We start from the raw sequence: 14,860 nt of genomic DNA, 5'->3' as shown, positions 1-14,860 counted from the left end.
ACCGTCGTGAGCGCGGCCTATCATGGGTCTGCGTCCTCGGGGGCACCTCCCGGCCGAAGGCCGGAGGCGGTGTAACTCCTCCTACTGGACGCGCGTTGGGCCTTACGTAGACTGGGGCGCCCGGCAGCGGAGCTGCCTACCAATGCTTCGCGGCACCATCACGCAGGGAGTTACGACCGTGGCAAGTGGCAACGCGATCCGTGGAAGTCGGGTCGGAGCGGGGCCGATGGGAGAAGCGGAGCGAGGCGAATCGGCGCCTCGGCTGCGCATTTCCTTCTGGTGCTCGAATGGGCACGAGACTGTGCCGAGCTTCGCCAGCGACGCGCAGATCCCGGACACTTGGGACTGCCCCCGCTGCGGCTTCCCGGCCGGCAAGGACCGGGACAGCCCGCCGGACCCGCCGCGCACCGAGCCGTACAAGACGCATCTGGCGTATGTGCGGGAGCGGCGGAGCGACGCCGACGGCGAGGCGATCCTCGCCGAGGCTCTCGCCAAGCTTCGCGGCGAGATCTGAGCGACAGGCGGGACGACGCACGTACGACGGCCCGGCCGGGCACCTCTGACGGGGGTGCGCGGCCGGGCCGTTGTCAGTGGTGGGGGCTACGGTCGTGACGTGAGGTGCCGTGCGGGTCGGGAGGGGGCGTCATGGCCACGGTGGAGGCGGACGAGCAGGCTGCCGGGCGGTCCGTGCCGCTTGCCTGGCGGGGCGGCTTCGGGCGGTTGTGGGGGGCCGCGGTGGTGTCCCGGTTCGGGGACGCGCTGCGCGGGGCGGCGCTTCCGCTGCTGGCCGTCTCGCTGACCGACTCCGCGGTGCTGGTCGCGCTGGTGACCGCGTGCGGATTTCTGCCGTGGCTGCTGTTCGGGCTGCTCGGCGGGGCCATCGCCGACCGGGTGGACCAGCGGCGGGCGATGTGGGCGGTGGACGCGGCGCGCGGGGTGCTGATGGCCGCGTTCGCCGTCGCAGTATGGCTGGGACATGCCTCGATCGGCCTGCTGCTCGCCCTGGCCTTCGCGCTGACCACCCTGCAAACCCTCTTCGACAACGCCGCCACGGCCCTGCTGCCGTCCGTGGTGCCCGGGGAGGCCCTGAGCCGGGCCAACGCCAGGCTGATGACCGGGCAGGAGGTCATGGGCCGGTTCGTGGGCGCGCCGCTGGTGCCGGTGGCCCTGGGCCTCGGCATCGCGATGCCGTACATAGCCGACGCGGTCACGTATTTCGCCGCCGCCGCGCTGGTCGCCTCGCTGGGCGGGGGTGCGCGGGCGCCGCGGCGGGAGCCCCGGGCGCCGGGGCGCACGATCCGCCGGGACATGGGCGAGGGCATCAAGGTGCTGTGGCGGGACCGGCTGCTGCGGGCGCTGTGCGTGTCGACCACGCTGTGCAATATCGGCATCGGCGCCCTCATCGCCACGCTGGTGCTGCACATCACCGGATGGCTGGGCGCAGGGGACGGCGGTTACGCGGCCGTCATCACGGCGTACGGGATCGGCAGCGTCACGGGCGGGCTGGTGGCCGCGCGGGTGGCGGAGCGGCTGGGCCGCGCCCCCACGATCATGGTGTGCGGCCTCGTCCAGATCGCCGCCCTGCTCGCCCTGGGCACGATCCGCACGCTGCCGGCCGCCGTGGCCGCCCTCGGGGTCTTCGGCTTCGCCGGGATCATCTGGAACGTCACGGAGGTGACGATGATGCAGCAGCGCAGCCCGGCCGAGATGCTGGGCCGGGTCAGCGCCGCCTTCCGCACCCTGTCGATCGCCGGCAGCCCGCTCGGCGCCCTGCTCGGCGGGGTCATCGCCGCGGCGTGGGGGCTGAACACCCCGGCGCTGGCGGCCGCCGTGCTCTTCGCCGGCGGCCTGGTGGCCCTCGTCCCGGGGATACGGGCCCCGATCAACTAGGTTGGGGGCACGGGGGCCAGGCACCGACAAGAAGTGGGCTGATTCCGAGATGAACGCAGACGGCCGCAGCAGACTCGACCAGCTGCCCGAGTGGAACGCACTGGCCGCACACCGCCAGGAGCTGGGCGACACACATCTGCGCGAGCTGTTCGCCCAGGACCCCGGCCGCGCGGAGCGGTTCACCGTGTCGGTCGGCGACCTCCATCTGGACTACTCCAAGCACCTGGTGACCGACGAGACCCTGCGGCTGCTGCGGGAGCTGGCCACGGCGACCGGCGTGACCCAGCTGCGGGACGCCATGTTCCGGGGCGAGAAGATCAACACCACCGAGGACCGGTCGGTGCTGCATGTCGCGCTGCGCGCGCCCCACTCCGCCGTCATCGAGTCCGACGGCAAGGACGTCGTCGCGGAAATCCACGCGGTGCTCACCAAGATGGGCACATTCGTCGACCGGATCCACTCGGGGGAGTGGCGAGGGCACACCGGCGAGCGCATCAAGAACATCGTCAACATCGGCATCGGCGGCTCCGACCTGGGCCCGGCGATGGCGTTCGAGGCGCTGCGCGCCTACACCCACCGCGAGTTGGAGTTCCGCTTCGTCTCCAATGTCGACGGGGCGGATCTGCATGAGGCGCTGCGCGGCCTGGACCCGGCCGAGACGCTGTTCATCGTCGCCTCGAAGACCTTCACCACCATCGAGACCATTACCAACGCCACCTCCGCCCGCCGCTGGCTGCTGAGCGGTCTCGGCGCGGGCCAGGAAGCGGTCGCCAAGCACTTCGTGGCGCTGTCGACCAATGCGGAGAAGGTCGCCGAGTTCGGCATCAACACCGACAACATGTTTGAGTTCTGGGACTGGGTCGGCGGGCGCTACTCCTTCGACTCGGCCATCGGCCTGTCCTTGATGGTCGCCATCGGCCAGGACCGCTTCCGCGAGATGCTGGCCGGCTTCCACCTCGTCGACGAGCACTTCCGCTGCGCCCCGCCGGAGGAGAACGCCCCGATGCTGCTCGGGCTGCTGGGCATCTGGTACGGGCAGTTCTTCGACGCGCAGTCGCACGCCGTGCTGCCGTACTCGCACTACCTGTCCAAGTTCCCCGCCTATCTCCAGCAGCTCGACATGGAGTCCAACGGCAAGTCGGTGGACCGCGAGGGCCGGCCGGTGAGCTGGCAGACCGGCCCGGTGGTCTGGGGGACGCCCGGCACCAACGGCCAGCACGCCTACTATCAGCTGCTCCACCAGGGCACCAAGACGATCCCGGCCGATCTGATCGGCTTCGCCAACCCGGTGGCCGACCTGAGCCCCAAGCTCGCCGCCCAGCACGACCTGCTGATGGCCAATCTCTTCGCCCAGGGCCAGGCGCTGGCCTTCGGCAAGACGTCGGAGGAGGTGGCCGCCGAGGGGGTGGCTCCGGAGCTGGTGCCGCACAAGACCTTCCGCGGCAACCGCCCCACGACCACGATCCTGGCCGCCGAGCTGAGCCCCTCGGTGCTCGGTCAGCTGATCGCGCTGTACGAGCACAAGGTGTTCGTACAGGGAGCCGTCTGGAACATCGACTCCTTCGACCAGTGGGGGGTGGAGCTCGGCAAGGTCCTCGCCAAGCGCGTCGAGCCCGCGCTCACCGAGGGGGCCGAGGTGCCGGGTCTCGACCCGTCCACCGCCGGGCTGGTCGCCACATACCGCTCGCTGCGCGGCCGCTGAGGCCGCCGAGCACACACAAAGAGCCGCACACGCCGGACGGGCCGGCCGGGCTCGCCCCGCTCACACGGGGTGGGCCCGGTCCGGCCCGTCGGTTTTGCAAGGGCTCGCCTCCGGTCAGGGCGACGCCGGGGGGTACAGCTCGCGCGGCAGGCCCGCCGCGGCGGCCCGGTCCAGCAGCCACAGCGTGCGACGGCGGCCGTACGCGCCCGCGGCCGGGGCCTGGATCTCCCCGGCGCCCGACAGCGCGATCGTCACCGCCTTGGCCTTGTCCTCGCCCGCCGCCAGCAGCCAGACCTCCTGCGCCGCGCGGATCGCGGGCAGGGTCAGGCTGATCCGGGTGGGCGGGGGCTTGGGCGCGCCGCGCACCGCCACCACCGTCCGCTCCGTCTCCCGCACGGCGGGCAGCTCCGGGAACAGCGAGGCCACATGCGTGTCCGGGCCCACGCCCAGCAGCAGCACGTCGAAGGACGGCGCCGCACCGTGGTTCTCCGGGCGCGCGGCCCGGGCCAGCTCCTCGGCGTACGCCTCCGCGGCCGCCTCCACATCGCTGCCCCACGGGCCGTCGGAGGCGGGCATCGCGTGCACCCGGGCCGGGTCCAGACCCACCGAGTCCAGCAGCGCCTCCCGCGCCTGGGTGACATTGCGGTCCGGGTGGCCGTCCGGCAGGAACCGCTCGTCGCCCCACCACAGGTCGAGCCGCGACCAGTCCACCGCGTCCCGGGCGGGCGCCTCGGCGAGCGCGGCCAGCAGGCCGTTGCCGTTGCGCCCGCCGGTCAGCACGACCGACGCGGAGCCGCGGGCGGACTGGGCGTCCACCACCTTGGTGATCAGCCGGGCCGCCGCGGCCTGCGCCATCAGCTCCTTGTCGCGGTGGACGACCACCTGCGGAGCGGTCACGACGCCGCCCTGCCGGTGGCCTTGCCGCCACCACTGGAGCCGGAACCGGAGCCGCCCGGCTTCGCCGGGGCCTTGGGCACCGGGCGCGGGGCCTCCGGACGGGCCTCGGCGCCGGCCTTGCCGCCACCACCGGAGCCCGAGCCGGATCCGGCAGCGGAACCGGTTCGCGCCACCGACGGGTCGGGGGTCGAGCCCATCACGCCCTTGCCGAGCCGGCTCGCCCCGAACTTCACCGCCGAGGCGTACATCTCGTCCGGGTCGAGACGGCGCAGCTCCTCCGCTATCAGCTCCGACTTGTCCCGCCGCTGGAGCGCGACATGCCGGTCCGGCTGCCCCGGCATCGCCAGCTCGGCCAGCGACCCGTTCGCCCGGTCCAGGCAGATCGTGCCGTCGGCCGTCTCCAGCCGCACCGCGGTCAGCCCGGGGCCGTCCGAGACCTGCCGGTGCACCGGGACCCGCAGCCGCTCGGCGAGCCACAGTGCCAGCAGCTCGCCGCTCGGGTTGTACGCCTCGCCCTCGACCACCGCGGAGGTGATCGTCGAGTGCTTCTGGTCCAGCGCCGCGGCCAGCACGCTGCGCCACGGAGTGATGCGCGTCCAGGCCAGGTCGGTGTCGCCCGGGGTGTATGTCCTGGCCCGCAGCCCGAGCGTGCTCACCGGGTCCTCGGTGGCCTGGGCGTCGGTGATCCGGCGGGCCGCCAGCCGGCCCAGCAGGTCCTCGCTGGGGTGCTCCGGAGCGTCGTCCGGCCACCACACCACCACCGGGGCGTCCGGCAGCAGCAGCGGCAGCACCACCGACTGGGCGTGGGCCGCCAGCTCGCCGTAGAGCCGCAGCAGCACCGTCTCGCCGGTGCCGCTCTCGCCGGCGATCCGCACCTCCGCGTCCAGCCGGGCCACCTTGCGGTCGCGCGGCGAGCGCCCCGGCCGCTTGATGACGACCAGGATGCGCGAGGGATGTTCCTTGGACGCGTCGCTCGCGGCCTTCAGCGCGTCGTAGTGATTGCCCTCGTCGGTGACGATGACAAGGGTGAGCACCATGCCCACGGCCGGTATCCCCGCCGCCCTCCGCGCCTGGACCAGAGCAGCGTTGATCTGGCTGGACGTGGTGTCGGTGAGATCGATGTTCATGGCCGGCGCCAGCTCCGTCCGTCTCGTGCGAGCATCTCGTCCGCCGCCTTCGGCCCCCAGGTGCCCGCCGTGTACTGCTCGGGCTTGCCGTGCTGGTCCCAGTAGGCCTCGACGGGATCGAGGATCCGCCAGGACTCCTCCACCTCCTGGTGGCGGGGGAACAGGTTGGCATCGCCGAGCAGGACATCGAGCAGCAGCCGCTCGTAGGCCTCGGGGCTGGACTCGGTGAAGGACTCGCCGTAGGCGAAGTCCATCGTCACGTCCCGGATCTCCATGGAGGTGCCGGGCACCTTGGAGCCGAACCGGATGGTGACGCCCTCGTCCGGCTGCACCCGGATGACCAGGGCGTTCTCCCCGAGCTCCTGGGTGTCGGTGGTGTCGAAGGGGGAGTGCGGGGCGCGCTGGAAGACCACCGCGATCTCGGTGACCCGCCGCCCGAGCCGCTTGCCCGCGCGCAGGTAGAAGGGCACGCCCGCCCAGCGGCGGTTGTCGATCTCCAGCTTGATCGCGGCATAGGTGTCGGTATTGGAGTTGGAGTCGATGCCCTCCTCCTCCAGGTAGCCCAGCACCTCCTGGCCGCCCTGCCAGCCGTGGGAGTACTGGCCGCGCACGGTGTGCTTGCCCAGCTCCTTCGGCAGCTTGACGGCCTTGAGCGCCTTCAGCTTCTCGGTGACCAGCGCGGTGGCGTCGAAGGAGGAGGGCTCCTCCATGGCGGTCAGCGCGAGCAGCTGCAGCAGATGGTTCTGGATGACGTCGCGCGCCGCGCCGATGCCGTCGTAGTAGCCGGCCCGGCCGCCGATGCCGATGTCCTCGGCCATGGTGATCTGTACGTGATCGACGTACGAGCGGTTCCACAGCGGCTCGAACATGGTGTTGGCGAAGCGCAGCGCCAGGATGTTCTGGACCGTCTCCTTGCCCAGGTAGTGATCGATCCGGAAGACGTCGCCCGGCCGGAAGACGTCGTGGACGACCTGGTTGAGCTCCTGGGCGCTGGTCAGGTCATGGCCGAAGGGCTTCTCGATGACGGCGCGCCGCCAGGAGTCGCCGGGCCCGGAGGACAGTCCGTGTTTCTTGAGCTGCTGGACGACGGAGGGGAAGAATTTCGGCGGGACCGACAGATAGAAGGCGAAGTTGCCGCCCGTGCCGCGCGCCTTGTCCAGCTCCTCGATCGTCCCCCGCAGCTTTTCGAACGCCTCGTCGTCGGAGAACTCGCCGGGCACGAAGCGGAAGCCCTCGGCGAGCTGCTGCCAGACCTCCTCGCGGAAGGGGGTCCTGGCGTGTTCCTTGACCGCGTCGTGGACGACCTGGGCGAAGTCCTCGTTCTCCCAGTCGCGGCGGGCGAAGCCGACGAGCGAGAAGCCCGGCGGCAGCAGGCCACGGTTGGCCAGGTCGTAGACGGCCGGCATCAGCTTCTTGCGGGACAAGTCGCCCGTGACGCCGAAGATGACCAGGCCCGACGGCCCCGCGATGCGCGGAAGCCGCCGGTCCCGGGGGTCACGCAGCGGATTGGCTCCGCTCGTGGAAAGTGACAAGATCTCTCACGCCTCCGAAGGAGCGAGGCGGCCCAGCTCCGCCTCAATGGACTTCAGCAGGTCGTTCCAGGACGCCTCGAACTTCTCGACGCCCTCGTCCTCGAGGAGCTGTACAACGTCATCGTACGAGATTCCGACGCCTGCGAGCGCGTCGAGATCGGCCTTGGCCTGCTCGTATGTACCACGCACCGTGTCACCGGTGATCCCGCCGTGGTCGGCGACGGCCTCCAGCGTGGCCTCCGGCATGGTGTTCACCGTGCCCGGGGCGACCAGGTCGTCCACGTAGAGCGTGTCCTTGTAGGCCGGGTCCTTGACGCCGGTGGAGGCCCACAGCGGGCGCTGCTTGTTGGCGTTGGCCCGGTCCAGGGCGGCCCAGCGCTCGGACGGCGCGGTCGACTTGTCGTGCGAGCCGAACACCTCCTCGTACGCCTGGTACGCGAGGCGGGCGTTGGCCAGGGCGGCCTTGCCGCGCAGCGCCTTGGCCTCGTCGGTGCCCAGCTTGTCGAGGCGCTTGTCGATCTCGGTGTCCACGCGGGACACGAAGAAGGACGCCACCGAGTGGATCTTCTGGAGGTCGAGCCCCGCGGCCTTGGCCTTCTCCAGGCCGGCCAGGAAGGCGTCCATGACCTCGCGGTAGCGCTCCAGCGAGAAGATCAGCGTGACGTTGACGCTGATGCCGAGCCCGATCACCTCGGTGATCGCGGGGAGGCCCGCCCGGGTGGCCGGGATCTTGATGAAGGTGTTGGGCCGGTCCACCAGCCAGGCCAGCTGCTTGGCCTCGGCGATGGTGGCGGCCGTGTTGTGCGCCAGGCGCGGGTCCACCTCGATGGAGACCCGGCCGTCCTGGCCGCCGGTCGCGTCGTACACCGGGCGCAGGATGTCGGCGGCGTCCCGGACGTCCGCCGTGGTGATCATGCGGACGGCCTCGTCGACGGTGACCTTGCGGGTCGCGAGGTCGGCCACCTGCTGCTGGTAGCCGTCGCCGCCGGCGATCGCCTTCTGGAAGATCGACGGATTGGTGGTCACGCCCACCACATGGCTCTGGTCGATCAGCTCGGCCAGATTGCCGGATGTGATGCGCTTGCGCGAAAGGTCGTCGAGCCAGACCGCGACGCCTTCGTCGGCCAGCCGCTTGAGTGCGTCTGTCATCGGGTTTGCATCTCCTACTCGTCGCTACAGGTTCGTATACGGCGTCAGCGCCCGGCGGTCTCAAGCGACTCGCGGGCGGCGGTGACAACGGCCTCCGCGGTCAGGCCGAACTCCCGGTAGAGCACCTTGTAGTCGGCGGAGGCGCCGAAGTGCTCCAGCGAGACGATGCGGCCGGCGTCGCCCACGAAGCGGTACCACGTCAGGCCGATCCCCGCCTCGACGGCCACACGGGCCTTCACGGACGGCGGCAGAACGCTGTCCCGGTACGCCTGGTCCTGCTCCTCGAACCACTCGACCGAGGGCATCGAGACCACGCGGGTCGGGACGCCGGCGGCCTGAAGCTGCTCGCGCGCCTCGACGGCGAGCTGCACCTCGGACCCGGTGCCGATGAGGATCACCTGCGGGGCAGTGCTCTGCCCTTCGGGCCCTTCGGCCTCGGCCAGGACATACCCACCCTTGGCGGCGTCCTCGTTGACGTCGTACGTCGGCACGTTCTGCCGGGTCAGCGCGAGGCCGTGCGGGGCCGGCTGCTCCGTGTGGCGGCGGGTGATCTCGCGCCAGGCGATGGCGGTCTCGTTGGCGTCGGCCGGGCGCACGATGTTCAGGCCCGGGATGGCGCGCAGCGCGCTCAGGTGCTCGACCGGCTGGTGGGTCGGGCCGTCCTCGCCCAGGCCGATGGAGTCGTGCGTCCACACATAGGTGACGGGGAGCTTCATCAGGGCGGCGAGCCGGACGGCGGGGCGCATGTAGTCGGAGAAGACCAGGAAGGTGCCACCGTAGATACGGGTGTTGCCGTGCAGCGCCACACCGTTCATGGTCGAGCCCATGGCGTGCTCGCGGATGCCGAAGTGCACGGTGCGGCCGTACGGGTCGGCCTCGGGAAGCGGGTTGTCCTTCGGGAGGAAGGACGAGGACGCGTCGATGGTGGTGAGGTTCGAGCCCGCGAGGTCGGCCGAGCCGCCCCACAGCTCGGGGAGCAGCCCGCCGAGCGCCTTGAGCACCTGGCCGGAGGCCTTGCGGGTGGCCACGTCCTTGCCGGGCTCGAAGACCGGGATCGCCTTGTCCCAGCCCGCGGGCAGCTCACCGGCGCTGATCCGGTCGAACTCGGCGGCGCGCTCGGGGTTGTTGTCCCGCCACTCCTGGAACTTCTTGTCCCAGGCGGCGTGGGCCTCGCGGCCCCGGTCGAGCAGACCGCGGGTGTGGGCGATGACTCGCTCCTCCACCTCGAAGTTCTGCTCGGGGTCGAAGCCGAGGACGCGCTTGGTGGCGGCGACCTCGTCGGCGCCGAGCGCCGAGCCGTGGGCGGCCTCGGTGTTCTGCGCGTTCGGGGCGGGCCAGGCGATGATCGTGCGGGTGGCGATGATCGAGGGGCGCTCGGTCTCGGCCTTCGCCGCCTTCAGCGCCGCGTACAGCGCCTGGACGTCGAAGTCGCCGTTGGGCGCCTGCTCGACGCGCTGCACATGCCAGCCGTACGCCTCGTACCGCTTCAGCACATCCTCGGAGAAGGCGGTCGCGGTGTCGCCCTCGATCGAGATGTGGTTGTCGTCGTACACCGCGATCAGATTGCCGAGCTTCTGGTGGCCGGCCAGCGAGGAGGCCTCCGCCGAGATGCCCTCCTCCAGGTCGCCGTCGGAGACGATCGCCCAGATGGTGTGGTCGAAGGGGGAGGCGCCCGCGGGCGCCTCCGGGTCGAACAGACCGCGCTCGTAGCGGGCGGCCATCGCCATGCCCACCGCGTTGGCTACGCCCTGGCCCAGCGGGCCGGTGGTGGTCTCGACCCCGGTGGTGTGGCCGTGCTCCGGGTGGCCCGGGGTCAACGAGCCCCAGGTGCGGAACGACTCCAGGTCCTCCAGCTCCAGGCCGAACCCACCCAGGTACAACTGGATGTAGAGGGTCAGCGAGGTGTGACCGGGGGAGAGGACGAACCGGTCACGGCCCACCCATCCGGCGTCGGAGGGGTCGTGCCGCATCAGCTTCTGGAAGAAGAGGTACGCGGCGGGGGCCAGGCTCATGGCGGTGCCGGGGTGGCCGTTGCCGACCTTCTGCACTGCATCCGCGGCCAGGACGCGGGCCGTGTCCACGGCGCGCTGGTCCACATCGGTCCACTCGAGATCTGTGGTAGTCGGCTTCGTGCTCACCCTGAGTCAGGGCTCCTCTCCACAATGTCGATATCCGGCGACATGCGCACCGGCTTTGTCGAGCCTACCCCTGGAACAACGGTCATCTTTTCGAGCGAGTACCCGGCATACGGGGAACGAATGCCGGAGATGCGGCATTCCCCCGGAGGCCACGAGCTCCGCGAACACGAGCCGACCCCGGCGGCGGGCGGCGTATCCGCAACGTCTAGAGTGGCGTGGTACGCGCAAGTCTTTACCGGCTCTTCATGTCCGGTGCTTGCTTGTTCTTGCCTTCTACCAGGGGTGTGCGTGACGGCCGTCGATTCCCGTCCTGCGGGGGTGCTCGATTCGAGCCGGAGCCGCCGGCCGCTCGGTGCCCGAGTCAAGGCGTTCGTGGCACTGACCAAGCCGCGTGTCATCGAGTTGCTGCTGATGACAACGGTGCCGGTGATGTTCCTGGCCGCCCAGGGCGTCCCGGATCTGTGGCTGGTGCTCGCCACCTGCGTCGGCGGCTATCTGTCGGCCGGTGGCGCGGGCGCGTTCAATATGTATTACGACCGCGACATCGACGCGCTCATGGACCGCACCTCGCAACGCCCGCTGGTGACCGGCATGGTCTCGCCGGCCGAGTGCCTGGTCTTCGCCTTCGCGCTCGCGATCGGGTCGACGGCCTGGTTCTGGTTCCTGGTCAACCCGCTGTCCGCGATTTTGTCGCTCGGCGCGCTGGTTTTCTACGTCGTCGTCTACACGATGTTGCTCAAGCGGCGTACCGCGCAGAACATCGTGTGGGGCGGCATCGCGGGCTGTATGCCGGTGTTCATCGGCTGGTCCGCCGTCACCAATTCGCTCTCCTGGGCCGCGGTGATTCTCTTCCTCGTCATCTTCTTCTGGACGCCGCCGCACTACTGGCCGCTGTCCATGAAGGTGAAGGAGGACTACGCGCGCGTGGGCGTGCCGATGATGCCCGTGGTCGCGGGCAACAAGGCGGTCGCCCGGCAGATCGTCCTCTACAGCTGGGTGATGGTCGTCGTCTCGCTGCTGCTCTGGCCGCTCGGCTACACCGGCTGGTTCTACCCCACCGTGGCCGCGGTGCTGGGCGCGTTCTGGCTCAAGGAGGCGCATGCGCTTCAGGCGCGCGCCAAGGCCGGGATCACGGGGGCGCAGCTCAAGGAGATGCGGCTGTTCCACTGGTCCATCACCTATGCGTCGTTGCTGTTCGCCGCCGTCGCCGTGGACCCCTTCCTGCGCTGATCACCCTTCCCGCGCCGATTACTGACCGGTAGCATCGGTCTCATGGCAGACAGCACGCAGACGGAGCCCGAGCCCGAGGGCCGCGCGGGCAAGGCCGCGTCGGCCAAGGCCGAGAAGCAGGTCAAGCGGCTCGCCCACCAGATGACCGCCTTCGCGCGGGACCACGGCGGCAGCGCCGAGGGCCAGCTCGCCCACATCGGCCGAGGCACCGTCCGCGTCGCCCTCGTCGGGGCCAACGGCGACTGGGGCACCCTGGTCGCCCCGTCCCACGACACGGCCCGCCGCGCCGCGGAGTCCGCGGGGATCACCCTGCACGACGACTTCGCCGGCGAGCTCGCGGCGAAGGTACGCACCGGGCCGTACGAGTGGACCCGCATGGCCGGGATCCAACTCGGCGGCCCGCCCAACGCGTAGCCCCCGCCGCGGCGGCTCTTTCTCCCCTGCCCCGCCCCTTCCCGCAGCATCTCCATGGGCCCCGCCGCGCGGTTGGCGTCCACGCCGGCCCTGGCCAGGGCTGGGCTGGGCTCGCGTACGGGGTCGGCCCCGCCTTGTCGGGCCAAGCCCGGGCCCGGCGGGCAACGAGGGGCGCGGCCCCAGCCGACCCCGGGCTGTCTTCGGGGCGAGGGAGGGAGGCCCACCGCGCGCCGGGCCCGGCGCCGGGGTCCGGGCCGGGCTCTGCTCCAGGCCTCGCGTCGGTGCCCCTGCCGGGCCTGGGCCCTGGCCGGCGGATCTTGAGGCCTGCGGCGGCCACGCTGCGGAGCAGCAAATCGACGCAGCCCCCACCCCGCCCCTTCCCGCAGTGTCTCTTTGCGGCTCCGCCGCGTGGCAGGGGCTTTGCCCCTGGACCCCGGGGTCTGGGGCGGAGCCCCCCACACGGCGGAGCCGCATATCGGCAGGGGCCCTGAACCCGCGAGGGCGCGGGGGCTGGGGGCTTGCCCCGGGATCGGGAAGGGGCGGGGAGGGGGGAAACCCTCCCGTCCCCGAGGGGCGCTCTTGCCGGGTGGGCCGGGGCGGGTCACGCTCGGGGGCGGGCCTGGCGACACCTCACCACCGTTTCGCCCGTTAAGCCCTTCGATGCCCGACGGCGAGGAGGCGGCGGTGACGGACGAGGCGACGGGCACTTCGGCCGACCCGGCCTCCTCGGCCGCCCCGGAGGACGCCTGGGACCCCTCCCCGCATGCAGAGGTCGGCGTCCTGCCGCCGCTGATCGACCAGCACAGCCACGGCACCCTCCACACCGAGCTCGGCCTCGGCTCGTTCGAGGCCCATCTCGCCGCCGCCGCGGGCTCCGGCGCCGCCGCCCCCGCGGGCACCACCTTCTTCGACAGCTGGACCGGCCTGGCCGTACGCCGCTGGTGCCCCCCATTGCTCGGCCTGGAGGCCCACTGCGCCCCCGTCCGCTATCTCGCCCGGCGGCGCGAGCTGGGCGCGTACCACGCGGGGCGGCTGCTGCTGCGCGGCGCGGGCATCGGCACCTTCCTGCTGGAGTCGGGGTCGCCGGGCGAGCTCACCTCGGCCGCCGAACTGGCCGCGGCCGCGGACGGCCCGGTCCACGAGGTCATCCGGCTGGAGCCGCTGGCCGAGGAGGTCGCGGACACCTCGGGCTCGGTCGACTCGTTCATCGGCAACACCGCCGAGGCCCTGTACTCCGCGGCCCAGCACGCCACCGCCTTCGCCCTGGGCATCACCTTCTGCGACGAGACCCCGCCGGACCCCCGGGAGGTGCGGCGCGCCGCGGACCGCTGGCTCGGCGGACGCACTCCGCGCGCCCGTCCCGCCGACCCCGCGCTGCTTCAGCATCTGCTGTGGAGCGCCGTCGCGACCGGCCTGCCCGTACAGCTGCACTGCGCCGACCCGCAGCCGCTCGCGGGCTTTCTGCACGCCACCGCGGGCGCCGGCACCGACCTGGTGCTGCTGCCCGGCCGCCCGCACCACCGCCGCGCCGCCCAACTGGCCGCGACCTTTTCGCACGTCTACGCGGACGCCGGGCCGCGGCCGGGGGAGACCCTCGGCGAGGCGCCGTTCGGCAAGCTGCTGTTCTCGACCGGGGCGCGGGCGCTGCCCGAGCTGTATGTGACCGGCGCCCGGCTGTTCGTACGGGCCATGGCGCGGCTGGCGGCCGAGTGGGTCGCCGACGGCGTCTGCACCCGGCCCGAGGCGCGGCGCATCGCCGCACTCGTCGCGGCCGGGACCGCGCGCCGGGTCTACCGGCTGGACCCGGCGGCCTCGGCGACGGGCTGAGCCGGGGCGGGGGCCGCGACCGGGGCGGGCAGCTCCGCGCGCTCGCGCTGGGAGAGCAGGACCCGCTGCACCGCGATCAGCACCAGGCAGGAGCCGAACATGTGGACGCCGACGACGACTTCGGGCAGGTGCGTGAAGTACTGAACGTAGCCGATCACGCCCTGGAGGAGCAGGACGACGAGGAACTCGACGACGGGGCGGCGCAGCGCGGCCGGGGCCTTCACGGCGCGCAGCGTGAACCACAGGGCGGCGCTCAGGCCCAGCACGATGTACACGAAGTCCACGTGCAGCTGGGTGATCTCCTGCCAGTCCAGCGGGATGCGGTGCACCTTCCGGGCGTCGCCCGCGTGCGGCCCGGCCCCGCTGACCACGGTCCCGATGAGGATCAGCACACCGGTCGCCCCGACCAGCAGCCAGGTCAGCTGACGGATGGGACGGGCGACGAGGTCGCGCGGCTCGGCGTCGCCCTCGCGGGCGCGCTGCCAGGTCACGACGGTGACCACGAGCAGCGCGGTGGCCAGGAGGAAGTGCGAGCTGACGATGTACGGGTTCAGGCCGGTGAGCACCGTGATGCCGCCGACGACGGCATTGCCCATCACGATCCAGAACTGTGCCCAGCCGAGCCGGGTGAGCGAGCGGCGCATCGGCGTACGGGCGCGGGCCGCGATGATCAACACGCCGACGACCGCGCACAGCACATACGTCAGCATGCGGTTGCCGAACTCGATGGCTCCGTTGATGCCCATCTCGCGGGTGGGCGTCAGGCTGTCCTCCGTGCAGGTCGGCCAGGTTGGGCAGCCGAGCCCGGACTGCGTCAGCCGGACCGCGCCGCCCGTCACCACGATGACCACGGTCATCACCACGGCGACCAGCGCCGCGCGTTCGACGAAGCGCGCGGAGGGCTGCCAGCGGCGGGCGATCTGCTCAAGGGGGTTCAGCGAAGAGGGCACGTCG

The 14,860-nt window shown here is 71.7% G+C and carries 12 protein-coding genes; 6 read left to right on the top strand and 6 right to left on the bottom strand.

Annotated elements, in window-relative coordinates:
• Window positions 1–178 precede the first annotated feature (178 nt).
• The 3 genes from ACZ4WQ_RS00875 (at window position 179) to pgi (ending at window position 3,592) form a co-directional block, all read left to right on the top strand.
• The gene (locus ACZ4WQ_RS00875) at window positions 179–514 is read left to right on the top strand and encodes an RNA polymerase-binding protein RbpA (protein WP_311724897.1); all 336 of its coding nucleotides are present in this window, start codon (window positions 179–181) and stop codon (window positions 512–514) included.
• A gap of 131 nt (window positions 515–645) precedes the next feature.
• Window positions 646–1,890, top strand: coding sequence for an MFS transporter (locus tag ACZ4WQ_RS00870; protein ID WP_311724898.1), 1,245 nt, complete (start codon window positions 646–648; stop codon window positions 1,888–1,890).
• 49 nt (window positions 1,891–1,939) lie between these two features.
• Window positions 1,940–3,592 (top strand): glucose-6-phosphate isomerase, encoded by a 1,653-nt coding sequence (pgi, locus tag ACZ4WQ_RS00865; protein ID WP_358842657.1) that lies wholly within the window; start codon window positions 1,940–1,942, stop codon window positions 3,590–3,592.
• A 114-nt stretch (window positions 3,593–3,706) separates the two neighbouring features.
• On the opposite strand, the gene pgl is transcribed toward pgi, so the two are convergent.
• From pgl to tkt, 5 genes are read right to left on the bottom strand one after another with little or no spacing between them, the layout of a single operon-like run.
• Window positions 3,707–4,489: a 6-phosphogluconolactonase gene (gene pgl, locus ACZ4WQ_RS00860; protein WP_311724900.1), complete on the bottom strand. Its 783-nt coding sequence runs from the start codon at window positions 4,487–4,489 to the stop codon at window positions 3,707–3,709.
• Window positions 4,486–5,616, bottom strand: coding sequence for a glucose-6-phosphate dehydrogenase assembly protein OpcA (opcA, locus tag ACZ4WQ_RS00855; RefSeq protein ID WP_311724901.1), 1,131 nt, complete (start codon window positions 5,614–5,616; stop codon window positions 4,486–4,488). Before opcA ends, pgl begins: the two co-directional genes overlap by 4 nt.
• On the bottom strand, window positions 5,613–7,148 hold the full coding sequence (gene zwf / locus ACZ4WQ_RS00850) for a glucose-6-phosphate dehydrogenase (RefSeq protein WP_311724902.1): 1,536 nt from the start codon (window positions 7,146–7,148) through the stop codon (window positions 5,613–5,615). The genes opcA and zwf overlap by 4 nt, the downstream gene beginning before the upstream one ends.
• Window positions 7,149–7,154: 6 nt before the next feature.
• Window positions 7,155–8,297 carry a transaldolase gene (gene tal / locus ACZ4WQ_RS00845; RefSeq protein WP_361183626.1) on the bottom strand — a complete coding sequence of 381 codons (1,143 nt, stop codon included), beginning with the start codon at window positions 8,295–8,297 and terminating at the stop codon, window positions 7,155–7,157.
• Between the two features lie 44 nt (window positions 8,298–8,341).
• Window positions 8,342–10,435: a transketolase gene (gene tkt / locus ACZ4WQ_RS00840; protein WP_398370279.1), complete on the bottom strand. Its 2,094-nt coding sequence runs from the start codon at window positions 10,433–10,435 to the stop codon at window positions 8,342–8,344.
• 288 nt (window positions 10,436–10,723) lie between these two features.
• On the opposite strand from tkt, the gene ACZ4WQ_RS00835 reads away from it, so the two are divergent.
• The 3 genes from ACZ4WQ_RS00835 (at window position 10,724) to ACZ4WQ_RS00825 (ending at window position 13,906) form a co-directional block, all read left to right on the top strand.
• Window positions 10,724–11,665, top strand: coding sequence for a heme o synthase (locus tag ACZ4WQ_RS00835; protein WP_311724906.1), 942 nt, complete (start codon window positions 10,724–10,726; stop codon window positions 11,663–11,665).
• A 42-nt stretch (window positions 11,666–11,707) separates the two neighbouring features.
• A complete protein-coding gene (locus tag ACZ4WQ_RS00830) occupies window positions 11,708–12,079 on the top strand; it encodes a hypothetical protein (RefSeq protein ID WP_398370281.1) in 372 nt (123 codons plus the stop codon).
• A gap of 660 nt (window positions 12,080–12,739) precedes the next feature.
• Complete coding sequence (locus ACZ4WQ_RS00825) at window positions 12,740–13,906, top strand: amidohydrolase (RefSeq protein ID WP_311724908.1); 1,167 nt, start codon at window positions 12,740–12,742, stop codon at window positions 13,904–13,906.
• Here ACZ4WQ_RS00825 and ACZ4WQ_RS00820 read toward each other — a convergent pair.
• Entirely contained in the window at window positions 13,870–14,856 is a 987-nt protein-coding gene (locus tag ACZ4WQ_RS00820) for a COX15/CtaA family protein (RefSeq protein WP_385339491.1), read from the bottom strand. The two genes, ACZ4WQ_RS00825 and ACZ4WQ_RS00820, sit on opposite strands and share 37 nt — an antisense overlap.
• Window positions 14,857–14,860: the final 4 nt, after the last annotated feature.

The sequence above is a fragment of the Streptomyces sp. NPDC028305 genome (assembly GCF_055569495.1).
The sequence above is the reverse complement of the archived record's forward strand: the minus strand, read 5'-3'. Positions and strand labels throughout refer to the sequence as shown.

What these genes read in the sequence shown, in the direction of transcription:
- ACZ4WQ_RS00830 (WP_398370281.1), top strand. Translation starts at nt 11,708, where the DNA reads ATGGCAGACAGCACGCAGACGGAGCCCGAGCCCGAGGGCCGCGCGGGC.
- pgi (WP_358842657.1), top strand. Translation starts at nt 1,940, where the DNA reads ATGAACGCAGACGGCCGCAGCAGACTCGACCAGCTGCCCGAGTGGAAC.
- ACZ4WQ_RS00870 (WP_311724898.1), top strand. Translation starts at nt 646, where the DNA reads ATGGCCACGGTGGAGGCGGACGAGCAGGCTGCCGGGCGGTCCGTGCCG.
- tal (WP_361183626.1), bottom strand. Translation starts at nt 8,297, where the DNA reads ATGACAGACGCACTCAAGCGGCTGGCCGACGAAGGCGTCGCGGTCTGG.
- opcA (WP_311724901.1), bottom strand. Translation starts at nt 5,616, where the DNA reads ATGAACATCGATCTCACCGACACCACGTCCAGCCAGATCAACGCTGCT.
- ACZ4WQ_RS00825 (WP_311724908.1), top strand. Translation starts at nt 12,740, where the DNA reads ATGCCCGACGGCGAGGAGGCGGCGGTGACGGACGAGGCGACGGGCACT.